Source organism: Asaccharospora irregularis DSM 2635 (assembly GCF_900129815.1).
Taxonomy (GTDB): Bacteria; Bacillota; Clostridia; order Peptostreptococcales; family Peptostreptococcaceae; genus Asaccharospora; species Asaccharospora irregularis.
Genome location: NZ_FQWX01000001.1, coordinates 15,432 through 38,426, shown reverse-complemented (window position 1 = coordinate 38,426; position 22,995 = coordinate 15,432). Strand labels below are relative to the sequence as shown.

22 protein-coding genes are annotated in these 22,995 nt (G+C 31.4%); 21 read left to right on the top strand and 1 reads right to left on the bottom strand.

What is annotated here, in order from left to right; genetic code table 11:
* Nucleotides 1-20: 20 nt before the first annotated feature.
* The 17 genes from queA (at nucleotide 21) to aspS (ending at nucleotide 18,859) form a co-directional block, all read left to right on the top strand.
* Nucleotides 21-1,046, top strand: a complete 1,026-nt coding sequence (queA, locus tag BUB34_RS00175) for a tRNA preQ1(34) S-adenosylmethionine ribosyltransferase-isomerase QueA (protein WP_073123062.1) — start codon at nucleotides 21-23, stop codon at nucleotides 1,044-1,046.
* Nucleotides 1,047-1,063: 17 nt separating this feature from the next.
* Complete coding sequence (locus tag BUB34_RS00170) at nucleotides 1,064-1,519, top strand: phosphate-starvation-inducible PsiE family protein (protein ID WP_073123060.1); 456 nt, start codon at nucleotides 1,064-1,066, stop codon at nucleotides 1,517-1,519.
* A 29-nt stretch (nucleotides 1,520-1,548) separates the two neighbouring features.
* A complete protein-coding gene (gene tgt / locus BUB34_RS00165) occupies nucleotides 1,549-2,670 on the top strand; it encodes a tRNA guanosine(34) transglycosylase Tgt (RefSeq protein ID WP_073123058.1) in 1,122 nt (373 codons plus the stop codon).
* A 43-nt stretch (nucleotides 2,671-2,713) separates the two neighbouring features.
* Nucleotides 2,714-3,001 carry a preprotein translocase subunit YajC gene (gene yajC / locus BUB34_RS00160; protein WP_073123056.1) on the top strand — a complete coding sequence of 96 codons (288 nt, stop codon included), beginning with the start codon at nucleotides 2,714-2,716 and terminating at the stop codon, nucleotides 2,999-3,001.
* A 55-nt stretch (nucleotides 3,002-3,056) separates the two neighbouring features.
* Complete coding sequence (locus BUB34_RS00155; RefSeq protein WP_073123054.1) at nucleotides 3,057-3,419, top strand: TIGR04086 family membrane protein; 363 nt, start codon at nucleotides 3,057-3,059, stop codon at nucleotides 3,417-3,419.
* Nucleotides 3,420-3,481: 62 nt separating this feature from the next.
* Entirely contained in the window at nucleotides 3,482-3,625 is a 144-nt protein-coding gene (scfA, locus tag BUB34_RS00150; RefSeq protein WP_073123053.1) for a six-cysteine ranthipeptide SCIFF, read from the top strand.
* A 479-nt stretch (nucleotides 3,626-4,104) separates the two neighbouring features.
* Nucleotides 4,105-5,481 carry a thioether cross-link-forming SCIFF peptide maturase gene (gene scfB / locus BUB34_RS00145; RefSeq protein ID WP_073123051.1) on the top strand — a complete coding sequence of 459 codons (1,377 nt, stop codon included), beginning with the start codon at nucleotides 4,105-4,107 and terminating at the stop codon, nucleotides 5,479-5,481.
* A 4-nt stretch (nucleotides 5,482-5,485) separates the two neighbouring features.
* Nucleotides 5,486-5,989 (top strand): gamma carbonic anhydrase family protein, encoded by a 504-nt coding sequence (locus BUB34_RS00140; protein ID WP_073123049.1) that lies wholly within the window; start codon nucleotides 5,486-5,488, stop codon nucleotides 5,987-5,989.
* Between the two features lie 133 nt (nucleotides 5,990-6,122).
* Nucleotides 6,123-7,787: an ABC1 kinase family protein gene (locus BUB34_RS00135; RefSeq protein WP_073123048.1), complete on the top strand. Its 1,665-nt coding sequence runs from the start codon at nucleotides 6,123-6,125 to the stop codon at nucleotides 7,785-7,787.
* Between the two features lie 11 nt (nucleotides 7,788-7,798).
* The gene (gene recJ, locus BUB34_RS00130) at nucleotides 7,799-10,291 is read left to right on the top strand and encodes a single-stranded-DNA-specific exonuclease RecJ (RefSeq protein ID WP_073123046.1); all 2,493 of its coding nucleotides are present in this window, start codon (nucleotides 7,799-7,801) and stop codon (nucleotides 10,289-10,291) included.
* 12 nt (nucleotides 10,292-10,303) lie between these two features.
* Entirely contained in the window at nucleotides 10,304-10,816 is a 513-nt protein-coding gene (locus tag BUB34_RS00125; protein ID WP_073123044.1) for an adenine phosphoribosyltransferase, read from the top strand.
* 76 nt (nucleotides 10,817-10,892) lie between these two features.
* Nucleotides 10,893-13,097: a RelA/SpoT family protein gene (locus BUB34_RS00120; RefSeq protein ID WP_073123042.1), complete on the top strand. Its 2,205-nt coding sequence runs from the start codon at nucleotides 10,893-10,895 to the stop codon at nucleotides 13,095-13,097.
* A gap of 9 nt (nucleotides 13,098-13,106) precedes the next feature.
* The gene (gene dtd / locus BUB34_RS00115; protein WP_073123040.1) at nucleotides 13,107-13,556 is read left to right on the top strand and encodes a D-aminoacyl-tRNA deacylase; all 450 of its coding nucleotides are present in this window, start codon (nucleotides 13,107-13,109) and stop codon (nucleotides 13,554-13,556) included.
* Between the two features lie 99 nt (nucleotides 13,557-13,655).
* The gene (locus BUB34_RS00110; RefSeq protein WP_073123038.1) at nucleotides 13,656-14,270 is read left to right on the top strand and encodes an MBL fold metallo-hydrolase; all 615 of its coding nucleotides are present in this window, start codon (nucleotides 13,656-13,658) and stop codon (nucleotides 14,268-14,270) included.
* A gap of 48 nt (nucleotides 14,271-14,318) precedes the next feature.
* The gene (gene hemZ, locus BUB34_RS00105) at nucleotides 14,319-15,791 is read left to right on the top strand and encodes a coproporphyrinogen dehydrogenase HemZ (protein ID WP_073123036.1); all 1,473 of its coding nucleotides are present in this window, start codon (nucleotides 14,319-14,321) and stop codon (nucleotides 15,789-15,791) included.
* Nucleotides 15,781-17,043: a histidine--tRNA ligase gene (hisS, locus tag BUB34_RS00100; protein WP_073123034.1), complete on the top strand. Its 1,263-nt coding sequence runs from the start codon at nucleotides 15,781-15,783 to the stop codon at nucleotides 17,041-17,043. Before hemZ ends, hisS begins: the two co-directional genes overlap by 11 nt.
* A gap of 25 nt (nucleotides 17,044-17,068) precedes the next feature.
* A complete protein-coding gene (gene aspS, locus BUB34_RS00095; protein WP_073123032.1) occupies nucleotides 17,069-18,859 on the top strand; it encodes an aspartate--tRNA ligase in 1,791 nt (596 codons plus the stop codon).
* 167 nt (nucleotides 18,860-19,026) lie between these two features.
* Here aspS and BUB34_RS00090 read toward each other — a convergent pair whose 3' ends face one another.
* The gene (locus BUB34_RS00090) at nucleotides 19,027-19,494 is read right to left on the bottom strand and encodes a CD3073 family putative ECF transporter S component (RefSeq protein WP_278276650.1); all 468 of its coding nucleotides are present in this window, start codon (nucleotides 19,492-19,494) and stop codon (nucleotides 19,027-19,029) included.
* Between the two features lie 284 nt (nucleotides 19,495-19,778).
* Here BUB34_RS00090 and BUB34_RS00085 point away from each other — a divergent pair, with 284 nt between their 5' ends.
* The 4 genes from BUB34_RS00085 to BUB34_RS00070 all read left to right on the top strand — a co-directional run bounded on the left by BUB34_RS00085 (nucleotide 19,779) and on the right by BUB34_RS00070 (nucleotide 22,987).
* Nucleotides 19,779-20,423, top strand: a complete 645-nt coding sequence (locus BUB34_RS00085) for a hypothetical protein (RefSeq protein WP_073123028.1) — start codon at nucleotides 19,779-19,781, stop codon at nucleotides 20,421-20,423.
* A gap of 7 nt (nucleotides 20,424-20,430) precedes the next feature.
* Nucleotides 20,431-21,102: a nitrite/sulfite reductase domain-containing protein gene (locus BUB34_RS00080; RefSeq protein ID WP_073123026.1), complete on the top strand. Its 672-nt coding sequence runs from the start codon at nucleotides 20,431-20,433 to the stop codon at nucleotides 21,100-21,102.
* A 98-nt stretch (nucleotides 21,103-21,200) separates the two neighbouring features.
* Nucleotides 21,201-21,386: a DUF1858 domain-containing protein gene (locus tag BUB34_RS00075; protein ID WP_073123024.1), complete on the top strand. Its 186-nt coding sequence runs from the start codon at nucleotides 21,201-21,203 to the stop codon at nucleotides 21,384-21,386.
* A gap of 170 nt (nucleotides 21,387-21,556) precedes the next feature.
* Nucleotides 21,557-22,987, top strand: coding sequence for a cell wall-binding repeat-containing protein (locus tag BUB34_RS00070; RefSeq protein WP_073123022.1), 1,431 nt, complete (start codon nucleotides 21,557-21,559; stop codon nucleotides 22,985-22,987).
* The last annotated feature ends 8 nt before the right edge of the window (nucleotides 22,988-22,995 follow it).

Genomic DNA, 22,995 nt, shown 5'->3' with positions numbered 1-22,995 from the left:
TGCGGAGAGGAAGTTTTACATTGAAGACAAGTGACTTTTATTTTGACTTACCAGAGGAGTTAATAGCTCAGGTTCCAATAAAAGATAGATCTAGCTCCAGATTAATGGTTTTAGACAAAAAAAGCGGGCAGATTGAGCATAAGATATTCAAAGATATATTAGACTATCTAAATCCAGGAGATTGCTTAGTTCTTAATAATACTAGAGTTATACCAGCTAGATTAATAGGAGAAAAGGTAGATACTGGTGGAAAGATAGAATTTTTACTTCTAAAAAGAACAGAAGAAGATACTTGGCAGACATTAGTTAAGCCAGGAAAAAGAGCAAAAGTTGGTACTAAATTCTCCTTTGGAGATGGAAAATTAATTGGAGAAGTAATAGGTCTTGCAGAGGAAGGGTCTAGAATAGTAAAATTTTATTATGAAGGAATTTTTGAAGAGGTTCTAGATGAATTAGGTAATATGCCTTTGCCTCCATATATAACAGAGAGGTTAGAAGAAAAAGAAAGATACCAAACTGTTTATTCTAAACACAACGGTTCAGCAGCAGCTCCTACAGCAGGTCTTCATTTTACAGATGAACTTCTACAAAAGATAAAAGACAAGGGTGTAGAAATAGCATTTGTAACTTTACACGTTGGTCTTGGAACTTTTAGACCAGTAAAGGTAGATGATGTATTAAATCATGAAATGCATTCGGAATACTATATGGTGACAGAGGAAGCGGCACAAAAAATAAATTTGGCAAAATCAAATGGTAAAAATGTAATATGTGTTGGAACAACTAGCTGCAGAACTATAGAGTCAGCTGCAGATGAAAACGGAAATATCAAAGAAAGTAGTGGATGGACGAATATATTTATTTATCCAGGGTATAAATTCAAATTAGTAGATAAACTTATAACAAATTTTCATCTTCCAGAATCTACTTTAATTATGCTTGTAAGTGCCCTTTGTGGAAAAGATAATGTTTTAAATGCCTATAATGTTGCAGTTGAAGAGAAATACAGATTTTTTAGTTTTGGAGATGCAATGATTATAAAATAAAGGAGGTTGTCCCCCGTATGAATGCTTCAGAGACAAAAGGTTTAATTCTAAAAATAGCGTTTATTTTTGAGAAAATATTAGCAGTAGTAGTATTGATAGTAGTGTTACTAGGAATGGTAGATGTTTTAAGGGTAATATTAAATGTCTACATAATAGATTTCCAACACCCCATTGAATACAACCAACTCAATGATATACTAGGTCAAATTTTGATTTTAGTAATAGGTGTGGAACTTGTAGTAATGTTAAGTCTTCATATACCGGGGGCTCTAATAGAGGCACTTTTATATGCAATAGCAAGAAAGATGTTACTTATTCCAAAAACTCATGGTATGTTTGACATACTAATTGGTGTAATAGCAATAGGAGGCTTGCTTTGTATAAAAAAATACTTAGTAGACAAAAATCCCTTACCTATGAAAATAGGATGTGTCGGTGAAAAAGAAATTGCAGAAGATAATAGAGTAGAATAACGAAAAAGTGATCACAAGGAGAAGAAGCCATGTATGCAGTTAGATACGAACTTATAAAAACTTGTAAGCAAAGTGGGGCTAGGTTAGGTAGATTGCACACTCCTCATGGAGTAATAGAAACACCTATATTTATGCCAGTCGGAACACAAGCTACAGTAAAGGCGATGACGCCAGAAGAATTAAAAGAAATTGGATCTCAAATAATCCTAAGTAATACTTATCATTTATATATGAGACCAGGACATGAACTTGTCAAGGAGGCTGGAGGTCTTCATAAATTTATGAACTGGGATAAACCTATACTTACAGATAGTGGAGGATTTCAGGTATTTAGTCTAGGTCCACTTAGAAAAATAACTGAGGAAGGCGTGCACTTTAGGTCACATATAGATGGATCAAAACATTTTATAAGCCCAGAGAAGGCTATGGAAATACAAAATGCTTTAGGTTCAGATATAATGATGGCATTTGATGAATGTGCGCCTTATCCAGCCGATAGAGACTATGTTAAAAACTCTCTAGAGAGAACTACTAGATGGTTAGAAAGATGCAAAGAAGCTCATAAAAATACAGAAAACCAAGCATTATTTGGAATAATACAGGGTGGAATGTATAAAGATCTAAGAGAACAATCAGCCAAAGAGGTATTATCAATAGATTTACCTGGATATGCAATAGGTGGTCTGAGCGTTGGAGAACCTAAACAATTAATGTATGAAGTGCTAGAGTATACAACACCGCTTATGCCAGTTGATAAACCTAGATACTTAATGGGTGTTGGTAGCCCAGATGATTTAGTTGAAGGGGTTATAAGAGGAGTGGATATGTTTGACTGCGTACTTCCAACTCGTATAGCTAGAAATGGTACAGCTATGACTAGCCAAGGAAAAGTAGTTGTAAGAAATGCAAAATACGCAAAAGACTTTACACCACTAGATCCTGAGTGCGATTGTTATTGTTGTAAAAACTATACAAGGGCATACATAAGACACTTAGTAAAGGCAAATGAAATCTTGGGTGCTAGACTTATAACTATTCATAATTTGAATTTCTTATTAAAACTAATGGAACAAATAAGAGAAGCTATAATGGAAGATAGATTACTTGATTTTAGAGCTGAATTCTTTGCTAAATATGGATATGAGATATAATTTTATAAAATAAAGTTAAGTAATTGAAAAAGGGGTGGTAAAGATGCAACAAACAACGTTTATAACAAGTTTACTTATGTGGGTAGTTATAATGGGAGTATTTTATTTCTTTTTAATAAGACCACAAAAGAAAAAAGATAAGCAATTAAAAGAAATGAGAGCAAACTTATCAGTAGGAGATGAAGTTGTCACTATAGCTGGTATGATAGCTAGAGTTGCTAAGGTAGAAGAAGATAGTGTAATACTAGAATTAGGACCAAATAGAACTAAAGTTCCGTTTGAAAAATGGGCTATAGGAACTGTAAAAGAAAAGAAAGAAGTAGTAGAATAATTTGTAATTTAAAGACCTCCTCTTGAATATATTGTTTAGAGAGGAGGTTTTTTTAATGGAAAAAACTAATTACGTGTTAAAGGGGCTTGGCTACTCTTATATAATAACCTTAGCAATTTTACTGATATATAACCTATTGATAACGTTTACAGACTTAGGTGGAAATACAATAGCCATGGCATCATCCTTTATAACAACATTATCATCTGCATTTGGTGGGTTTTATGCGTCAAAAAATATAAAAGAAAAGGGACTAATATATGGAGTCCTAGTTGGATTTTTATACATAATTTGTCTTATATTAATAGTATTTTTGGCACAAGATAACTTTACATATGAAATAGATACTTTATATAAGATTGGATTCTCAGTTATATCTGGGGGTATAGGTGGAGTTTTAGGAGTTAACTTTAAATAGTTTACTGTTGTGGAAAAATTATGATATAATTAACAAAGATTAATTTATGGGAGGCAACAGAAATGGAAAAAAAGCATATAAAAACTTTATCTAAGGCTACTCTAAAGAGAAGTGCAGAAAAAGGTGGATGTGGGGAGTGTCAAACTTCTTGCCAGTCAGCTTGTAAAACTTCTTGCACAGTTGCAAATCAAGAGTGTGAAAGATAGTAAAATTATAAAGTGTGAGGTCTGTGTTAAAATTTTTAATTTTGATGCGGGCCTTTTAATTTTAAAAATATAGTAACTTTTCAAATGAAAGTATAATGAAAATATAATAAAAGTGTCCAGTTATGCTCGAAAACTGACCAGTTATGCATAAAGTATTGAAATTAATAAAAAAAAGTATTATTATGAATATGTTAAAATTTATTTTACCTAAAAGGGGTATTTTAATTATTATGGGGGATATGTAGTTACGATAAAATGACCTAATTCAAAGGTCATTTTTTTGTGCTTGAAATAATTATTAAAGATATCACAAGTATATATGGTAATATATAGATTAAAGTATTAGGTTAATATCGCTATAGAAATCATATTGCCTACATTTTACATAGGATATATAATGAAAAATAGAGTTTTAAAAACTTTAACTGTGTATACGACAACTGGGTATACGACAAAATTTAAACTTTAGGAGTGGTAGTATGAGTATGATACATAAATTTTCAATGAACGGATATAATATAGTTTTAGACGTAAATGGAGGGGCTGTGCATGTTTTAGACGATACAGCGTATAGAGTCTTAGACTTTTATAAGGACAAGACAAAAGAAGAAATAGTAGATGAGTTAAAATTTGAATATAGCGAACAAGAAGTAAAAGAAGCGTATGAAGAAATAAAAAATTTAGAGAGTGACGGACTTTTATATACAGAAGATACATATCAATTTCATCCAAGTTTTGTGAATAGAAAGCCTGTTGTAAAGGCTTTATGTCTTCATGTTGCCCATGATTGCAATTTAAAATGCAAATACTGTTTTGCAGCCCAAGGAGATTTCGGTGGAGAAAAGGAAATGATGAGCTTTGAAGTCGGTAAAGCTGCTATAGACTATTTGATAGCCAATTCAGGAAATAGAAAAAATCTAGAAATAGACTTCTTTGGTGGAGAGCCTCTAATGAATTTTGAAGTAGTAAAACAATTGGTTGAGTACGGCAGAAGTATAGAAAAACAACATAATAAAAACATAAGATATACAATAACTACAAATGGGATATTATTAAATGATGAGATAATAGATTACATAAATGAAAATATGCACAATGTAGTGTTGAGTTTAGATGGTAGAAAAGATATAAACGACAATATGAGACCTACCATAAACGACAAAGGAAGTTATGATATAATACTACCTAAGTTTAAAAAATTAGTAGATAAAAGACCAAAAGACAAGTATTACTATGTTAGAGGTACATTTACAAGAGATAATTTAGATTTTTCAAAAGATGTCTTACACTTTTCTGATTTAGGATTTGAACTTACATCAGTAGAACCGGTTGTTGGAGATGAATCAAATCCATATGCTCTTAGAGAAGAGGACTTACCAAAAATATTTGAGGAATACGAAAACTTAGCAATAGAGTATGCCAATAGAAAGTTACAAGGACAAGAGTTCAAGTTCTTCCACTTTATGATTGACCTAAACCAAGGTCCATGTGTAATAAAGAGAATAACAGGATGTGGGGCAGGAAATGAATATCTTTCTATAACTCCAAATGGAGATATATACCCATGCCACCAATTTGTAGGAAATGAAGAATATAAAATGGCTAACATATTAGATGAAGAAATATCACTTCCAAAAGAATTAAAAGATAAATTTAGAAATGCCCATGTATACAATAAAGAAGAATGTAAAAATTGTTGGAATAAATTCTACTGTTCAGGTGGGTGTCATGCCAATGCGACTAATTTCAATGATGACATAAACAAACCATATGAACTTGGGTGTGAAATGCAAAGAAAACGTACTGAATGTGCACTTATGATACAAGCAAAACTAATGATGGAAGGAGAAGAATAATTTTATGATAAAAAGTTACGAAGGTATAGAACCTAAGATACATGAATCAGTATTTGTAGCAGAGTCTGCAGATATAATCGGCAAAGTGAAAATAGAAAAAAATGCGAATATATGGTATAACGTAGTTATAAGAGCTGATGAAGAGGACATAATTATAGGAGAGAATACGAATATTCAAGATGGAACAGTTGTCCATATTGGCCATAATCTAAAGACAGAAATAGGTAAAAATGTAACTATAGGACACAAAGCATTGATACATGGATGCAAAATAGGAGACAACACTCTAATAGGAATGGGGTCTATAATATTAGATGGTGCCGAAATAGGAGAATACAGTTTAATAGGGGCTGGTAGTTTGGTTCCTCCTGGCAAAAAAATACCATCAGGAGTATTGGCACTAGGATCTCCAGCCAAGGTAATAAGAGAATTATCAGAAGAAGAAAAACAAAGTTTAATAGATTCTGCTACAAATTATATAAAAACAGCAGATAAACATAGACGATAATAAAAATTAAAGAGGCTATCTCAAATAAGGTAATCTCTAAGGAGGGTCTCTAAATGATTAAGAGTCATTAAAGGGATACCTCCTTTTAAATTTTAAGATGAAAATTATATACTGATTCAAGGAGTTGGTGAATTTGAGAATAAGCTACAAAAACTTAAGAAGATACAAAGAGATAGCACACATATTAATTAAGTATGGATTTAGTTTTATAGTAGAAAAACTAAATATAGAAGGGGTAGCGTATAAAATACCACTAACAAATCCTTCAGACACAATTAAAATGATGACAACAGGTGAGAGAATAAGGACTGCATTTGAAGAACTAGGACCTACATATGTAAAGTTAGGTCAGATATTGAGTACTAGAAAAGATTTAATAGATCAAGAAATAATAGATGAATTATCAAAGCTTAGGGATAATGTAGAGTCATTTAGTACAGAACTTGCAAAAGAAATATTTATAAAAGAACTAGGATTAAGTGTAGATGAGGTATTCAAGGAATTTAATCTAAAACCAATTGCAGCAGCATCGATCGGTCAGGTCTATGAGGCTAAGTTAAAAACAGGAGAAGATGTAATAGTAAAGATACAAAGACCTAATATAGAAGAAACAATAAAGTCTGACTTAGAAATAATGAGAACGGTAGCATCCACACTAAAAGACTTGAAAAAAGATATAGATATAGATTTATATCAAGTTATAGAGGAATTCCAGACACAGTTAATAAAAGAACTTGATTATAACTTTGAGGCTATAAATGCTATAAAATTCAAGAAAATGTTTAAGGATAGCAAAAAAGTATATATCCCAGAAGTATATTCCCAGTACACGACAAAGAGAGTATTGGTTATGGAGAAGATAGTAGGGGTAAAATTAAGTGACATACAAAAAATAAATAGCTTAGGATGGGATACAAAAAGAATAAGTGAAGTAGGGGTAGAGTCCATGTTCAAACAGATTTTTGAAGCGGGATTTTTCCATGCTGACCCTCATCCTGGTAATATATTTGTACTGGGTTCAGAGTGTATATCATATATAGATTTTGGAATGATAGGAATCATAGATAAAAAAACACTGAAATTACTCAATGAAATCGTATTAGCGGCGATAGAAAAGAACGTAGATAGGGTAATATATTTATTAATGGAGATAGATGCTATAGGAACAGATGCAGATATACCAGGTTTAAAACAGGATTTATTGTATATGATACATTATTACTATGATGCTCCTATAGAAAAGATAAGTATAACAGGAATATTAAATGAAGTTTTTAGGTTTTTTAGAAAATATAAGCTGATTATGCCGTCTCAATTGGCGATACTCGCAAAAACAATAATAACTCTAGAGGGAACAGGTAGAGAGCTTTATCCAAAATTTTCAATAGGGTCAGCTGGAGAAAACTTCATGAAACATTACTATACAAATAAATTTAAACCGCAGAATTTACTTTTAAACTCCAAAAATAGTATTGAAGAAGTGCTTTTAGACTTAAAAACTATCCCTAAACAACTTAGAGTTATTTTAAGAAATATAGAAAAAAACAACTTAAAGATAAATATAGAAGAAGTAAAAGTAACAAAACTAGAAGAAAGAATAACAGACCTAGCTACTCAAACATCACTTAGTTTAGTGTTGGCGGCAATAATAGTAGGATCTTCTTTAATCATTGCATCGCCTAATATAGAGCAAATAATTTGGATAAAATTAGTAGCGATGGCTGGTTTTTTCACATCATTTATTATCGGTTTATTGCTTGTTATAAAGATGATTAAATCAAAATATAAAAAGAACTAGGAGGGGAGAATATGAAATTTAATAAGAAGTGGACTTTAAAACACAAATCCAAAATAGAAAAGGACAATCTAAGCCAAAAAATCAATATTTCCCCGGAAATTAGTCAAATATTGAAAAATAGAGGAATAGATAATGAAAAAGATGCCGAAATATTTATGAATCCATCACTAGATTATTTGAGGGATCCATTTTTAATGAAAGATATGGATAAGGCTGTAGATAGAATAAAATTTGCAGTAGAAAATAATCAGAGAATATGGATTTATGGAGACTATGATGTCGACGGAGTATCGTCAACATCTATACTGTGTATATATTTTAAATCTATAAATTATCCAGTAAACTACTATATTCCAAATAGGCTAGAAGAAGGGTATGGAATAAACGAAGAAGCTATAAAAAAAATACATTCAAATGGATGCGACTTAATTATAAGTGTTGATTGTGGAATAACATCTGTAAATGAGGTAGAACTAGCAAACAAGTTAGGTATAGATGTAATAATTACAGACCACCACGAGTGTCAAGAAAAAATACCAAATGCATTTGCAGTGATAAATCCTAAGCAAAATGATTGTAATTATCCTTTTGATATGCTTTGTGGATGTGGAGTAGCATTTAAAATTATACAAGCACTAACTCCAAAAGAAGAATTTAAAACTACTATGTACGATTATCTAGAAATTGTAACAATAGCTACGATTTGTGATATAGTGCCTTTGGTTGATGAAAATAGAATAATAGTTAAAAATGGACTAAAATTGATGAGAGATGGCAAGAATATAGGATTAAAAGAGCTTATAAAGGTATGCGGAGTTGAAAGTGATAAAATAGGTTCATCACACATAGGATTTGCAATAGGACCTAGAATAAATGCGTCAGGAAGGCTAGGCTATTCTTATCTAGGTGTTGAACTTTTCACAACTACTAGCCAAGAAGAAGCTATAGAAATTGCAGGGTTATTAGAAGAAAAAAACAATGAAAGACAGATGATAGAGGCGAAAATGTATCACGAGGCTGAGGAAATAATAAAAGCTAATGAAAGATACGAAAATGATAAAGTACTAGTAATAGCAAAAGAAGGATGGCAGCACGGAATAATAGGAATAGTTGCATCCAAACTTACAGAAAAGTACTATAAACCGACTATACTACTAACTATAGAAGGTAAAGAGGCAACAGGTTCAGCTAGATCTATAAAAGGCTTTAGTATATTTGATGCTCTTACAAAATGTAAACATTTAATGAACAAATTTGGTGGGCATGACCAGGCAGCAGGGTTGGCACTAGACTCAGACAAAGTAGAAGAATTGTCAAATCAGATAAATAAGTTTGCAGAATACAACTTAACTGAAGAAGACATGATAGAAAATATAAGTGTAGAGTTTGAATTATCTGAGGATGTTGTAAACCTAGATTTAGTTAATGAACTTCATAAATTAGAACCTTTTGGACTTAAAAACCCTAATCCTAGATTTATAATTAGAAACTGTGAACTAAGTGAAATAAGGACAATAGGAAAAAAGCAGCAACATCTTAAACTTAATATACAAAAAGAAAATACATATGAATGTATAGGTTTTAATATGGGTTACCTAAGAGAAAAGTATCAGGTAGGGGATAAGATAGATGTTTTATTTCAGCTAGACGAAAATGTATATATGGGAAATAGAAAGGTTCAGTTTTTACTCAAGGATATAAGGCTAGCCTACCCAAAAGATTCAAGTAGCGATACATTATCATTACAGTTAATGTCAAAAATAATTCCATCAAACATAGAAACTTTATACAATTTATCTTCTATAGATGGACAAAATAATAATATAGATAGTTTTATGCCGAATGATGTTTTAGGAGGCAGTACAGATATAAATATCTTTGAATACATAAATTCAGATACTTTAGTGATAGCAAACTCGGTAAATGGATTTTATAAAGCTATATCGGATATATCGCTTACAGAATACGATTTTTCAGTAGACTATAATATTATTGAGGATGCAGAACAAAATATTGACAAAGTACAACTTATATTTTCTCCTAATATTGATAAAATAGACTTAAAAAGATATAATAATATTATTCTTTATGATTATTTGTACAATAAAGACGAATATTATCATATAAACAATTATAAAAGAGAAGAAACTTTGCTAATAAAGTATTATACATCAGTAAATTTATTGTATTTGAATAGTATAATAAATAATATAACACCGAATAGAGATGAGTTTGTATTTGTTTACAAGTCTATTCTTACCAACAAAAAAATTAATATGAATATGGCAGATATAAAAAAGGTATTTAATATGGTTCCTATAAAATTATTTGCTATATTAAATATATTTAAAGAGTTAAGTTTAATTGATTTCAATTTAGACTATACCAAAAGTTCTATTTTTATAAAGTTGCTACCAAAACCAAACCAAAAATTGGATCTAAACAGTAGCTTAATACTTAATAATTTAGAAGCACTAAAGAATAAATATTCAAATAGTTATTAGGAGGAGTCCAACATGGATTTAAAAAAAACAATAAGAGAGATTGAAGATTTCCCAAAACCAGGCATAAATTTCAAAGATATAACTACTTTGTTAAGTAATGCAGACGCATTTAGATATAGTGTAGATGCTATAATAAAAGACTTAAAGGAAAAGGACGTAGACCTAATAGTAGGTCCAGAGGCTAGAGGATTTTTAATGGGAACTCCAGTAGCTTATGGATTAGGAGTAGGATTTATTCCTATCAGGAAGCCAGGAAAATTACCTGGAGAGATTGAAAGCTACGAATATGGGTTAGAATATGGAACTGATACTTTGGAAATACACAAAGATTCAATCAAAAAAGGACAAAGAGTTGCAATAGTTGATGATTTATTAGCTACAGGAGGTACTGTAGAAGCCGCTACTAAGCTTATAGAAAAATTAGGCGGAGAGGTTGTTTCTATTCAATTCTTAATAGAACTAGAATTCTTAAATGGAAGAGATAAATTATCTAAATATGATGTAAATTCTCTTATAAAATACTAATACTTTTACAATAGTTGGTATATTGCCAACTATTTTCATATATATATAAAAATTCATACTTAAAATAGGTGGTATTATGCATGACAAGGAATTACAAGAATTAATTGAAAAAATAAAAAATTATGCACCGAACTGTGATATTGGGACTGTCGAAAAGGCTTATTATTTTGCAAGAAACGCACATGTTGGACAATTTAGAAAGTCTGGAGAACCTTATTTTATTCACCCCATAGCTGTAGCTAATATTTTAGCAGATATGGAGTTGGATATTGAAACTATATCAGCATCGCTTTTACATGATGTAATAGAGGATACTTCTTATACCTATGAAGATATAGAAAAAGAATTTGGAAAAGAAATAGCTGACCTTGTAGATGGAGTGACAAAGCTTGGTCAGATAAAGTATCAGTCAAAAGAAGAAACTCAATCTGAAAACTTAAGAAAAATGTTTTTAGCAATGGCTAAGGATATAAGGGTAATTCTTATAAAACTAGCAGATAGACTTCACAACATGAGAACACTAAAATTTATGCCACCAGAAAAAGCTAAGTCAAAAGCAAAGGAAACTCTTGAAATTTACGGTGGTATTGCCCATAGATTAGGTATTTCCAAGATAAAATGGGAACTTGAAGATTTAGCACTTAGATATATAGATACAGATGGCTACTATGAATTAGTGAACAAAGTATCTATGAAAAGAAGCAAGAGAGAAGAGTATATACAAAAAATTGTACAACTACTAGAAGAAAAGTTTAAGGCCCTTAATATAGAATGTGAAGTATATGGAAGGCCAAAACACTTTTACAGCATCTATAGAAAAATGAAAAACAAAAACAAAGATTTTGAGGAGATATTTGACTTAACAGCAGTAAGAATAATAGTTGACACAGTAAAAGACTGTTATGCTGTACTTGGTATAGTGCACACTTTATGGAAGCCAATGCCAGGGAGATTTAAGGATTATATAGCTATGCCAAAGCCAAATATGTACCAATCACTTCACACTACTGTTTTGGGACCTGATGGAGAACCTCTTGAGATACAAATAAGAACTCAGGAAATGCACAATATAGCAGAGTACGGTATAGCAGCACACTGGAAATATAAAGAAGGAAAAGCAAGCTCAGGAAAAGATAAAGTAGAAGAAAAACTTCAATGGCTAAGACAGATGATGGAATGGGAAAAAGACTTAAAGGATCCTCACGAATTCATGGATGCCTTAAAAGAAGATGTTTTTAGCAGTCAAGTATATGTATTTACTCCAAAAGGTGATGTTATAGAGCTTCCTGCAGGATCAACTCCAATAGATTTTGCGTATAGAGTTCATACAAATGTAGGTAACAAATGCGTCGGAGCTAAAATTGACGGCAGGATAGTACCTATTGACTACAAACTTCAAAATGGAAACATAATAGAGGTTTTAACATCTGCTAATTCTAATGGACCGAGTAGAGACTGGCTTAATATCGTAAAAACACCAAATGCTAAAAGTAGAATTAGACAGTGGTTTAAAAAAGAGAGAAGAGAAGAAAATTTAGAACGTGGGAATCTAATTTTAGAGAGAGAATTTAAAAAGTATGGTATTCCATCAAAGGATCCTCTAATAGACAAGTACATGTTACAGATGAGCAAAAAATTTAACCAGCCAAATGTAGAAGATTTAATAGCGACTATTGGCTATGGTGGAATTATGGCTTCTCAAGTTGTACCAAAAATAAGAGATTTATACGAAAAGGAAATCAAAAAAAGTAAAAAAGAAACAGAGGCAGACAACTTAAGCGAACATAACTTAACAGACCAAGAATATAAAAGCAAGAGAAGACAGGGATCATCACAAGGGATAACTGTAAAGGGTCTTGATAATATATTGGTTAGATTTGCAAAATGTTGTACACCGCTTCCTGGAGATGAGATAATAGGTTATGTGACAAAGGGAAGAGGAGTGGCGATTCATAGAGCTGATTGCCCAAATGCAAATATACATGGAGAGTTTTTCCAAAATAGATTGGTAGAAGTAGCTTGGAGTGATGTTGACAAAGGTAAATTTGAAGCAGAAGTTCAAATGAGAGTTGTCGATAGAAGAGGAATCATAAATGAAATAACCCATACAATTGCTGTAGCAAAAATAAGTCTTATGGGGATAAATGCAAGAAAAACTAAGGACTCGATGGTAAACGTAAGTATACTAGTTGAGGTTAACAATATAAAAGAATTAGATGATATAATGAAAAAAATAAAATTGATTTCAGGTGTTGAAAGTATATACAGAGTAAACAAATAGGAGGACTATATGAGAGCAGTAGTACAAAGAGTATCTTCTTCTAAAGTTACAGTAGATGGCGTAATAACAGGAGAGATAGACAAAGGATTACTTGTTTTGTTGGGAGTTACACATGAAGATACATCAAAAGATGTAGATTATATGGTAGACAAAATATTAAACTTAAGAATTTTTGAAGATGAAAATGAGAAAATGAATCTATCTTTAAAAGATATAAATGGTAAAATTTTAGCAGTTTCTCAGTTTACTTTATATGGGGATTGTAGAAAAGGAAGAAGACCAAGTTTCTCAGATGCAGCTAGACCAGAGTTAGCAAACCCTCTATATGAAGAGTTTGTAAAAAAGCTTAGAGACAATGGTGTAGAAGTTGGAACAGGAAAGTTTGGAGCGCACATGATGGTTGATTTAACAAATGATGGGCCTGTAACTATGTTACTTGAATCAAATAAACTTTTCTAAAACACAATTTATTAGAATATATTAACAATACACAATGGAAATTAAAATTTCTAATACTTAAAAATGAGGGAAATAAGTATAGATTGGAGATGTTAAATTATGATTATAGAAAAAGCTATTGATATGGACTTTGGAGTTAATACTTATATAGTAGGTGATGAAAAGACTAGAAAATGTATAGTTATAGATCCGGGGGCTAAGGTAGAAGAGATACTAAAGATATTAGAAGAAAAGTCATTAAAAGTAGAATATATAGTACTTACTCATGGACATGGAGACCATATAGGAAGAGTAATTAAGCTTGTAGAAAGAACAGGTGTTAAGGTTGTAGCTCATAAAGACGAAGAAGAAATACTATTAGATGAAAAGAAGAATTTATCATATAGAATGCCTTATGGGCCTCAAGCATTTAAAGCTGACATATATGTAAATGATAAAGATAAGCTTAGTGTAGGCGATATGAAATTAACATTTATACACACTCCAGGACATACAAAGGGTAGCATGTGTATAAGAATAGACAATCATATGTTTACAGGAGATACACTGTTTGCAGGAAGTATAGGTAGAACAGACCTATATGGAGGGGACTATAATCAAATGGAAAAATCTCTTAAAAAGTTATCAAAATATGAAAATGAATTATTTGTATACCCAGGTCATGGGCCTAGCACTACATTAGGTGTAGAAAAAAACACAAATCCTTATATGTAGGGTAGGTATGCATCTCCTTGTGTTAATCAAAAGAAAAGGAATGATGAAATGTTAGGTGTAGTTTTAAAGGGGCACGATTATAATTATGAGGTTGCCGAGTTATTAAAATTATTTACTACCCAATTCAAATTTGTTGATAGTAAAGATGTTGGAATGATTTTAGAAAACACAGTTATTGTCTATAATGATAATGTGTTTTCTAAAACCGTTTATTGTGAAAATTACCAGGTTAAATTTGAACACTTAGACAATAGATCTATAAAAGGTTTGACGAAGCAGGAAGTTAAAAAAATCACCAAGGAAACTATAAAGAGGAGTATGTTTAATGTTCTTATGAAAATATTCAACTCTTATGTTCCTTGGGGAATTTTGACGGGGATAAGACCTGTAAAAATAGTTCACAAACTTCTAGATAATGGTCTAGATGATGAGTCTATTAGAGAAAATCTAAAGAAAAACTATTTAATAAGTGATGAGAAAATAGACTTAGCTCTTGAAATAGCAAAAAGAGAAAGACTATTTATTTACCCTATAGATAAAAATAAGATATCTTTATATGTAAGTATTCCATTTTGTCCTACTAGATGTCTGTACTGCTCTTTTCCAGCAAACCCACTAAAACAATTTGGGCATCTAAAGAGAGAGTATGTTTACAAATTAATAGAGGAAATAAAAGGGCTTTCTAAGTTATTAGAAGAAACCAACAAAGAAATAGAAACTTTGTATATTGGAGGAGGAACACCTACTACTTTAGACGAAGAAGAGATGGACTTACTTATAAACTCTTTGTTTAAAGAGCTGGATTTAACTAAGATAAAAGAATTTACAGTTGAAGCAGGTAGACCGGACTCAATAACTAGAGGTAAATTAGAAGTATTAAAAAAACACAATGTAACTAGAATAAGTATAAATCCTCAGACTATGAATGATAGCACTCTAGTAAAAATAGGAAGAGAACATAAAGTATCTGATATAGTAGATTGCTTTAACATGGCTAGAGAATTAGGATTTGATAATATAAATATGGATTTAATACTTGGACTTATGGATGAGGATTTAGCTATGGTTGAAAACACTCTAAAGAAAATCGAAAAACTTTCTCCAGAGAGTTTGACAGTTCATACACTTGCAATAAAGAGGGCTTCTAATTTAAAAGAAAACATAGACAAATACCACCTTACTCAATATGAGGAAATGGTAAAAATGATAGATTTATCTATGAAGTACGCAAAAAAAATGGGACTTAACCCATATTATATGTATAGACAAAAGCATATGTTAGGAAATTTAGAAAATATAGGTTATGCTAAAGAAGGCTACGAATGTATCTACAATATGCAAATTATGGAAGAAAAACAAAGTAACTACGCCTTAGGTGCAGGTGCTATATCCAAATTCGTATATGTCGATGAAGATAGAATAGAAAGAGTAGACAATGTAAAAAATGTAGAACAGTATATAGCTAGAGTTCAAGAGATGGTAGATAGGAAAAAGGAGGAGGTCAATAAAAATGCTAACTAAAGCTCCTAGAGGAACAAAAGATATAACACCAAAAGATTCTTATAAGTGGACTTATTTAGAAAATAAATTCAGAGAGATATGTGATTTATTTGGATATGAAGAAATGAGAACTCCAATATTTGAACACACAGAGCTTTTTAAAAGAAGTGTTGGAGACACTACGGATATAGTACAAAAAGAAATGTACTCATTCCAAGACAAGGGAGAAAGAGATATAACTCTAAAGCCAGAGGGAACTGCAGGTGCAGTTAGAGCATTTATAGAAAACAAGTTGTACGCAGATGCTCAACCAACAAAATTATTTTACATAACACCTTGCTTTAGATATGAAAGACCACAAGCAGGGAGACAAAGACAATTCCATCAGTTCGGAATAGAGGCGATAGGAAGTGACAACCCATCTATAGATGCCGAAGTTATAGCCTTAGCAGTTCAATTCTTCACAGAATTAGGTCTTAAAGATTTAGCAGTAAGCATAAATTCAGTAGGTTGCCCAGTTTGTAGAGAAACTTACAACAAAAAACTAAGAGAGTACTTAGACCAAAAATCAAGCGTACTTTGTGATACTTGTAATGAAAGAAAAGAAAAAAATCCGATGAGGGTTATAGATTGTAAAAACCCAACTTGTCAGACTAATTTACAAGATGTACCTTTTATGATAGATCATATATGTGATGATTGCAAAACTCACTTTGCAAAACTAAAAGAGTACTTAGTAGAGATGGATATAAACTTTGTAGTTGACAAAACTATAGTTAGAGGGCTTGACTATTATAAAAAAACAGCATTTGAAATCATATCTAATGACATAGGAGCGCAAAGCACTGTTTGCGGCGGAGGAAGATATGATGGTCTTATCGAGCAAATCGGAGGTCCAAAGGGAACAAGTGGAATAGGTTTTGCACTTGGAGTAGAGAGACTTTTATTGACTCTTGAGAACAACGATATACAAATAGAAAATCCTCACTCAACAGATATATTTATAGTAACAATAGGGGACGCTGCAAAAACTAAGAGCTTTAAGTTGCTAAAAGAATTAAGAGGGAATCATATAAGTGCAGACAATGATCATTTAGATAGAAGCGTAAAGGCACAGTTTAAATATTCAGATAAAATAAACGCTAAATTTACAATAGTAATAGGCGATGATGAGCTTGAAAATGATAGTGCTACACTTAAAAATATGAAAACATCAGAACAAAAAGTAGTAAAATTAAGTGAGTTAGTAAAAGAATTAAAAAATGTATTATAAAAATAAGAACTTGGAGGGAGACATAATGGATACTTTAAATGGATTAAAGAGAACCAATTATTGTGGTGACTTGAGATCTTCAAATATAAACGAAGAAGTAGTACTTATGGGATGGGTACAAAAGAAAAGAAATTTAGGTGGATTGGTATTCGTAGACCTAAGAGATAGAAGTGGAATATGCCAAATAATATTTGATACAGATGTGAATAAAGAGGCATTTGAAAAAGCAGAAAAATTAGGTTCTGAATTTGTAATAGCAGTAAAGGGTAAGGTTGCAGAGAGATCATCAAAAAATCCTAATTTACCTACTGGTGATATTGAAATATTTGCAAACGAGCTTAGAATATTAAATAAATCTGAGACACCACCTATATACATAAAAGATGACGACAATGTTTCAGAGGAATTAAGATTAAAATATAGATATCTAGATTTAAGAAAATCAAGTATGCAAAAGAATTTAATTTTAAGAAGCAAAATAGCTAATATAGTTAGAAATTACTTATCAGACAATAACTTTATAGAAATAGAGACACCTTTTTTAATAAAACCAACTCCAGAGGGAGCAAGAGACTATCTTGTACCAAGTAGAGTAAATCAAGGTAAATTCTATGCACTACCACAATCACCTCAATTATTCAAACAGCTACTGATGGTAAGTGGAATGGATAGATACTTCCAAATAGTTAAATGCTTTAGAGACGAAGACTTAAGAGCAGATCGTCAACCAGAGTTTACTCAAATAGACTGTGAGATGTCGTTTGTAGATGAAAATGATGTAATGGCGATAATGGAAAAAATGGTACAAGTAATATTTAAGGAAACTATAAATGTTGACGTTGAGTTACCACTTCAAAAAATGACTTATGCTGAAGCTATGGAGAGATATGGTTCTGATAAACCGGATACTAGATTTGGATTTGAATTTAAAAATATATCTGATATAGTTGCAGACTGTGGTTTTGGAGTATTTTCAAACTCTGCAAAAGATGGAAAGAGTGTTAGAGGTATAAATGTTAAAGGACATGCTGAGGACTTCACTAGAAAACAAATTACTTCTTTAGAAGACCATGCAAAAACATACAAGGCAAAAGGTCTTGCTTGGATGAAAGTAGGAGAAAATAGAGAAGTTACATCACCAATAGCCAAGTTCTTTACAGAAGACGAGATTACAGCAATACTTGATAGAATGGATGCAAACTCAGGAGACTTACTATTATTTGTAGCTGATAAAGATCAAGTAGTGTTTGATGCATTGGGACAAGTTAGACTAGAAGTTGGTAGAAGACTAGGTCTTATGGATAATAGTGTATATAAAATGTTATGGGTGACAGAATTCCCAGTATTTGAGGAAGATGAAGAAAGTAAAAGATTTGTAGCTAAACACCACCCATTCACATCTCCTATGGACGAAGATGTAGATAAGCTAGAAGATGGAGACAAAGCATCTCTAAGAGCAAAGGCTTATGATATAGTAATAAATGGATACGAAGTAGGTGGAGGAAGTGTTAGAATCTCTAACGCAGAACTTCAACAAAAAATGTTTAGAGCTTTAGGATTTAGCCAAGAAGAAGCAAACGAAAAATTCGGGTTCTTAATAGATGCATTCAAGTACGGAACTCCTCCTCATGCAGGTATAGCTTTTGGGCTTGATAGACTTACTATGATACTTGCGGGAACTACTAATATAAAAGACGTTATAGCATTCCCTAAAAATCAAAGTGCAGTTTGTCCAATGACAAATGCCCCAGCAGTCGCTGAAGAAGTTCAACTTGAAGAATTAAGTATAAAAGTTGAGTTAGGTGAACAAGAATAATAAATAAAAAAATAGCCTTTATAAAGTGAATTTTCATTTTATAAAGGCTATTTTTTTATAATGCATAGGAAATTATATTCATTTTCAGACTGTTGATAAATATAATTTTCGTATATGCATTTCAAAAAAATTATCCTTTAAAAGTTTTAGATAGAAAATTTTTTTATTTATACTAAAGATTTTTTGGCGTCATTGATAAAACTCTTAGGCATTCTATCAATAAAGAATACTACAATTAAACAAGAAATCACTTTATCAACTATATTTGTTAATATCCTTGGGATAAAGGCTGCTGTAAATATATCTTTTCCAGATTTCATTAAAAATCCTACTAGAAAATCTGCTCCACTTCCACTTAGCCCACCAAACACAAGAACTGATATAGGTGTTCCTATAAGTGGACATAAAACAGCTAATATAAGTCCTGTTATTATAGCTTCCTTGTAGCTGAATTTTCTTTTTTTAGCTATAAGTCCGACAACCAAACCTATTGCAATACTAACTAATGCAAATGGTATATTTGTAGGACCTGATATAATTCCTAGTACTAAATTCGTGCACCCACCAACAAGTGCACCATAAAGTGGACCCAAAATTACTGCTCCTAATATTGTTCCTACAGTATCCAAAAACAAAAGTGGTATTAGATATAATTACTGTTAATATAAATTATATATTAGTATCAATTTTACAGAAAATACCTAATATCTATTAAGAGATGCTGATAAATAGATAAAATCTATATGAATTTTATAAACTAGACATTATAATAGAGTTTATACAAACAAAATATTGCCAAAAAATAACTAGATATAAGATTTGTAACATACGTTACATACTTGCAAAGAGGCAATAGTTTATAATAAAAACAACAAATAGGGAAACACTATTAATATCTAAACACAAAGGAGAACACGATATGAGTTTATTTTTAGCACCAATACACAGCTGGTTGTTTGGTAAAATAAAATTGCTACAAGACTTAGAGTTAAGTATAGTAAAGTCACATATAGATAAGTTTGGAGAAGAGGCTAGTAATGTTCAAAAAGAAGCACAAGATATATATGGACAATATATAGATTCAAGACCTCTAGAAGAACTTATAGATACAGATAATATACATGGTTGGCTACAAGAAAGAATAAAAGAAGTAGAAAGTAGAAGTGCATATATAATAACTAAGTACCATGATATGTACAAAGAACAAAGCAAAGAAATAACTGAAAATGAATACGAAATTCAAGCTAAGAAGTGTGCAGCGAATGATGAAAACAAGACAAACACTCCAGAAAACGTATATATGTCATTAAACAATTATATACTATCAGGAATGCCTTGTGATAGAGTGAACTCTATAACTGAGAAAAATGAAGAAGTTATAGTTTATCATCAAACAGGATGTATACACAGAGCAAATTATGAAATGGGCAAGGCAAACTTAGACTATATGTATCACCTGAAAGAGTTATGGGTAAAAACTTTTATCGAAAACTTAGACGTTAAATACAACTACACAATAGAAAAACAAGGAGATACAACTATAAATAAAATTGTTAAGGGGTAATTTTCTAATGAGTGAATTTGGGAATTTACAAAAGATTAAAGATGGAAAAAGAACCTTCGCTATAACGCCTCACATACCAGGAGGATTTATAACAGCTGATAATCTTATAAAAATTGGAGAGGTTACAAAAAAATACAAGGGAGTTTTGAAGTTAACTTCAGGACAAAGGATACTAATAACAAACCTAAAAGAAGAAGATTTAAAAGATATATGGAATGATTTAGGTATGGAACCAGCTGTCAGAAGTCAGTACTCTATAAAAAACGTAGAGATATGTCCAGCAAACTACTGTAAACGTTCAAAACACCCAACTATAGGGATAGGTATGAAAATAAGTAAAAACTTCCACGGAATGGCCCTTCCAAATAGAACAAAAATTGGAGTAGGTGGATGTAGAAATGCCTGTGGCGGTGTATACTCAAAAGATATAGGTGTACTAGTAGACGTGGATAAGAAATTTTTTATAACAGTTGGCGGAAGTGCAGGATTTAATCCTAGACAGGCTGACATAGTTACAAAGGGATTATCAGAAGAAGAAGCCTATAATTTAGTTAAAGTGATCCTAGACTATTACAATGAATATGCAGCAATGGGAGAAAAACTAGGAGAGTTTATAGATAAAATAGGAATAGAAAAGTTTAGAGAAGATGTTTTAGAAAAATTTAGGACATTAGAATAGTCTTAAGTTTATAATAAATTAGTAATAAATAATTAATAATAAATAATAAATAATAAATTTTGTATAAATACAAAATTATAAAAAGGAGAGAAAATAATATGATAACTAAAGATACTATAATGGCAGATATATTAAAATTAAACCCAAATGCAGCACAAATACTTATGCATTTAGGAATGGGATGCTTAGGATGCCCTTCATCTCAAATGGAAAGCTTAGAAGATGCTTGTGAAATACATGGATTAGACCTAGAAGAAGTATTAGCAAAGTTAAACGAAAAATAAACCAAGAATATTATTAGTAAGATATAACCCATGAAATACCTAAATAAAGAGTGTATTTTATGGGTTATATTTTTTTATTAAGAATCCTATTATTTACTATATAGCTTTGTTTCTAGCCTTTTTATACAACTTATGGTATATTTTTATAGAATAGGAATAGGGGGGATATCATGAAAAAATCAAAAATATTACCATCTGTATTAACTATAGGATTGGCATTAGGGTCAATACCTTTATTAAACACAAATGAAGTATTTGCAAATTCATCTTTGGAAAAGTTAGCAGGACCAGATAGATACAAAACAGCAGTAGAAGTAAGTAAAAAAGGCTGGGTTAGTTCAAAACAAGCTATAATAGTAAACAGTGGATCAATAGTAGATGCACTATCAGTAACGCCTTTCGCAAAGTTAAATGATGCACCAATTCTATTAACAGATAAAAATTCACTTAATGTAGATACTAAACAGGAACTAGAAAGATTAGGGGTGGAAAAAGTATATATAATAGGCCTATCTAATTCTGTATCTGAAAATGTAGCTAAACAACTAGAATCCATAGGAATTCAGACTCAGAGAATAGGTGGAAATGATAGACATGAAACTGCCTTAAATGTTGCAAAAAATATAAAAAACATGACAAATATAACAGAAATATCAGTAGTAAACGGATATACAGGATTGGCGGATGCGGTAAGTATAGCCTCTGTGGCCGCGAGCAAAGGAATGGTAATACTTCCAATGCCAACAGAAGGAACACCTGTATTTAATGATTTTATAAAATCAAACAATATACAAAAATCATATATTATAGGATCTAATAATTCAATATCATCAGGGGTAGAAAATAATTTACCATCTCCAGAAAGGATAGGTGGATTGGATAGAGTTGAAACAAATACCAAAGTAGTACAAAAATTCTATGCAGAAAACCAGCTTAAAAATGTGTTTGTATCTAAAGGCGGTATGTTAAAACAAGATCAATTAATAGATGCCTTAGCTGTTGGAGTGCTAGCATCTAAGGAAAATTCACCAGTTCTTATAGTAGGAAATGGATTGAGTTCATCTCAAAGAGCTTTATTTAAAAATAAAAAGGTAAGTTCTATAACACAAGTAGGTAATGGCTCAAATGAGGTTGCATTTAATGAATTAAAAGAACTTCAATCTCCTAGTGAACCTGACAATAAAACAAATATAATGTATGTAACTAACACAGACAAAGTAAGGGTGAGATTAGAGCCAATTATAACATCTGCTCAAGTTGGGGAATTAAGTAGAGACGAAGCAGTAGAAGTGGTAGAAGTTTTTAATACTGGATGGGTAAAAATAAAATTTGGATCAGGAACTGCCTATGTAAGTGGATCTTATTTAACACCTAATAAGCCAGGAACTGAGAGTTCTACAAAACTAAAATATGTAAAAGCCCAAGATGGATTAAATGTTAGAGAAATGCCGAGTACAGAAGATAAAGTAATAGGCAGATTAGAATACGGTGCCCAAGTAGAAATGGTAGAAATGTTTGCAACTGGATGGGTAAAAATAAAATATAATGGCGGATATGGGTATGTAAGCAATGATTACCTGAGTGTCACACCGGTAAAATAATAACTAAA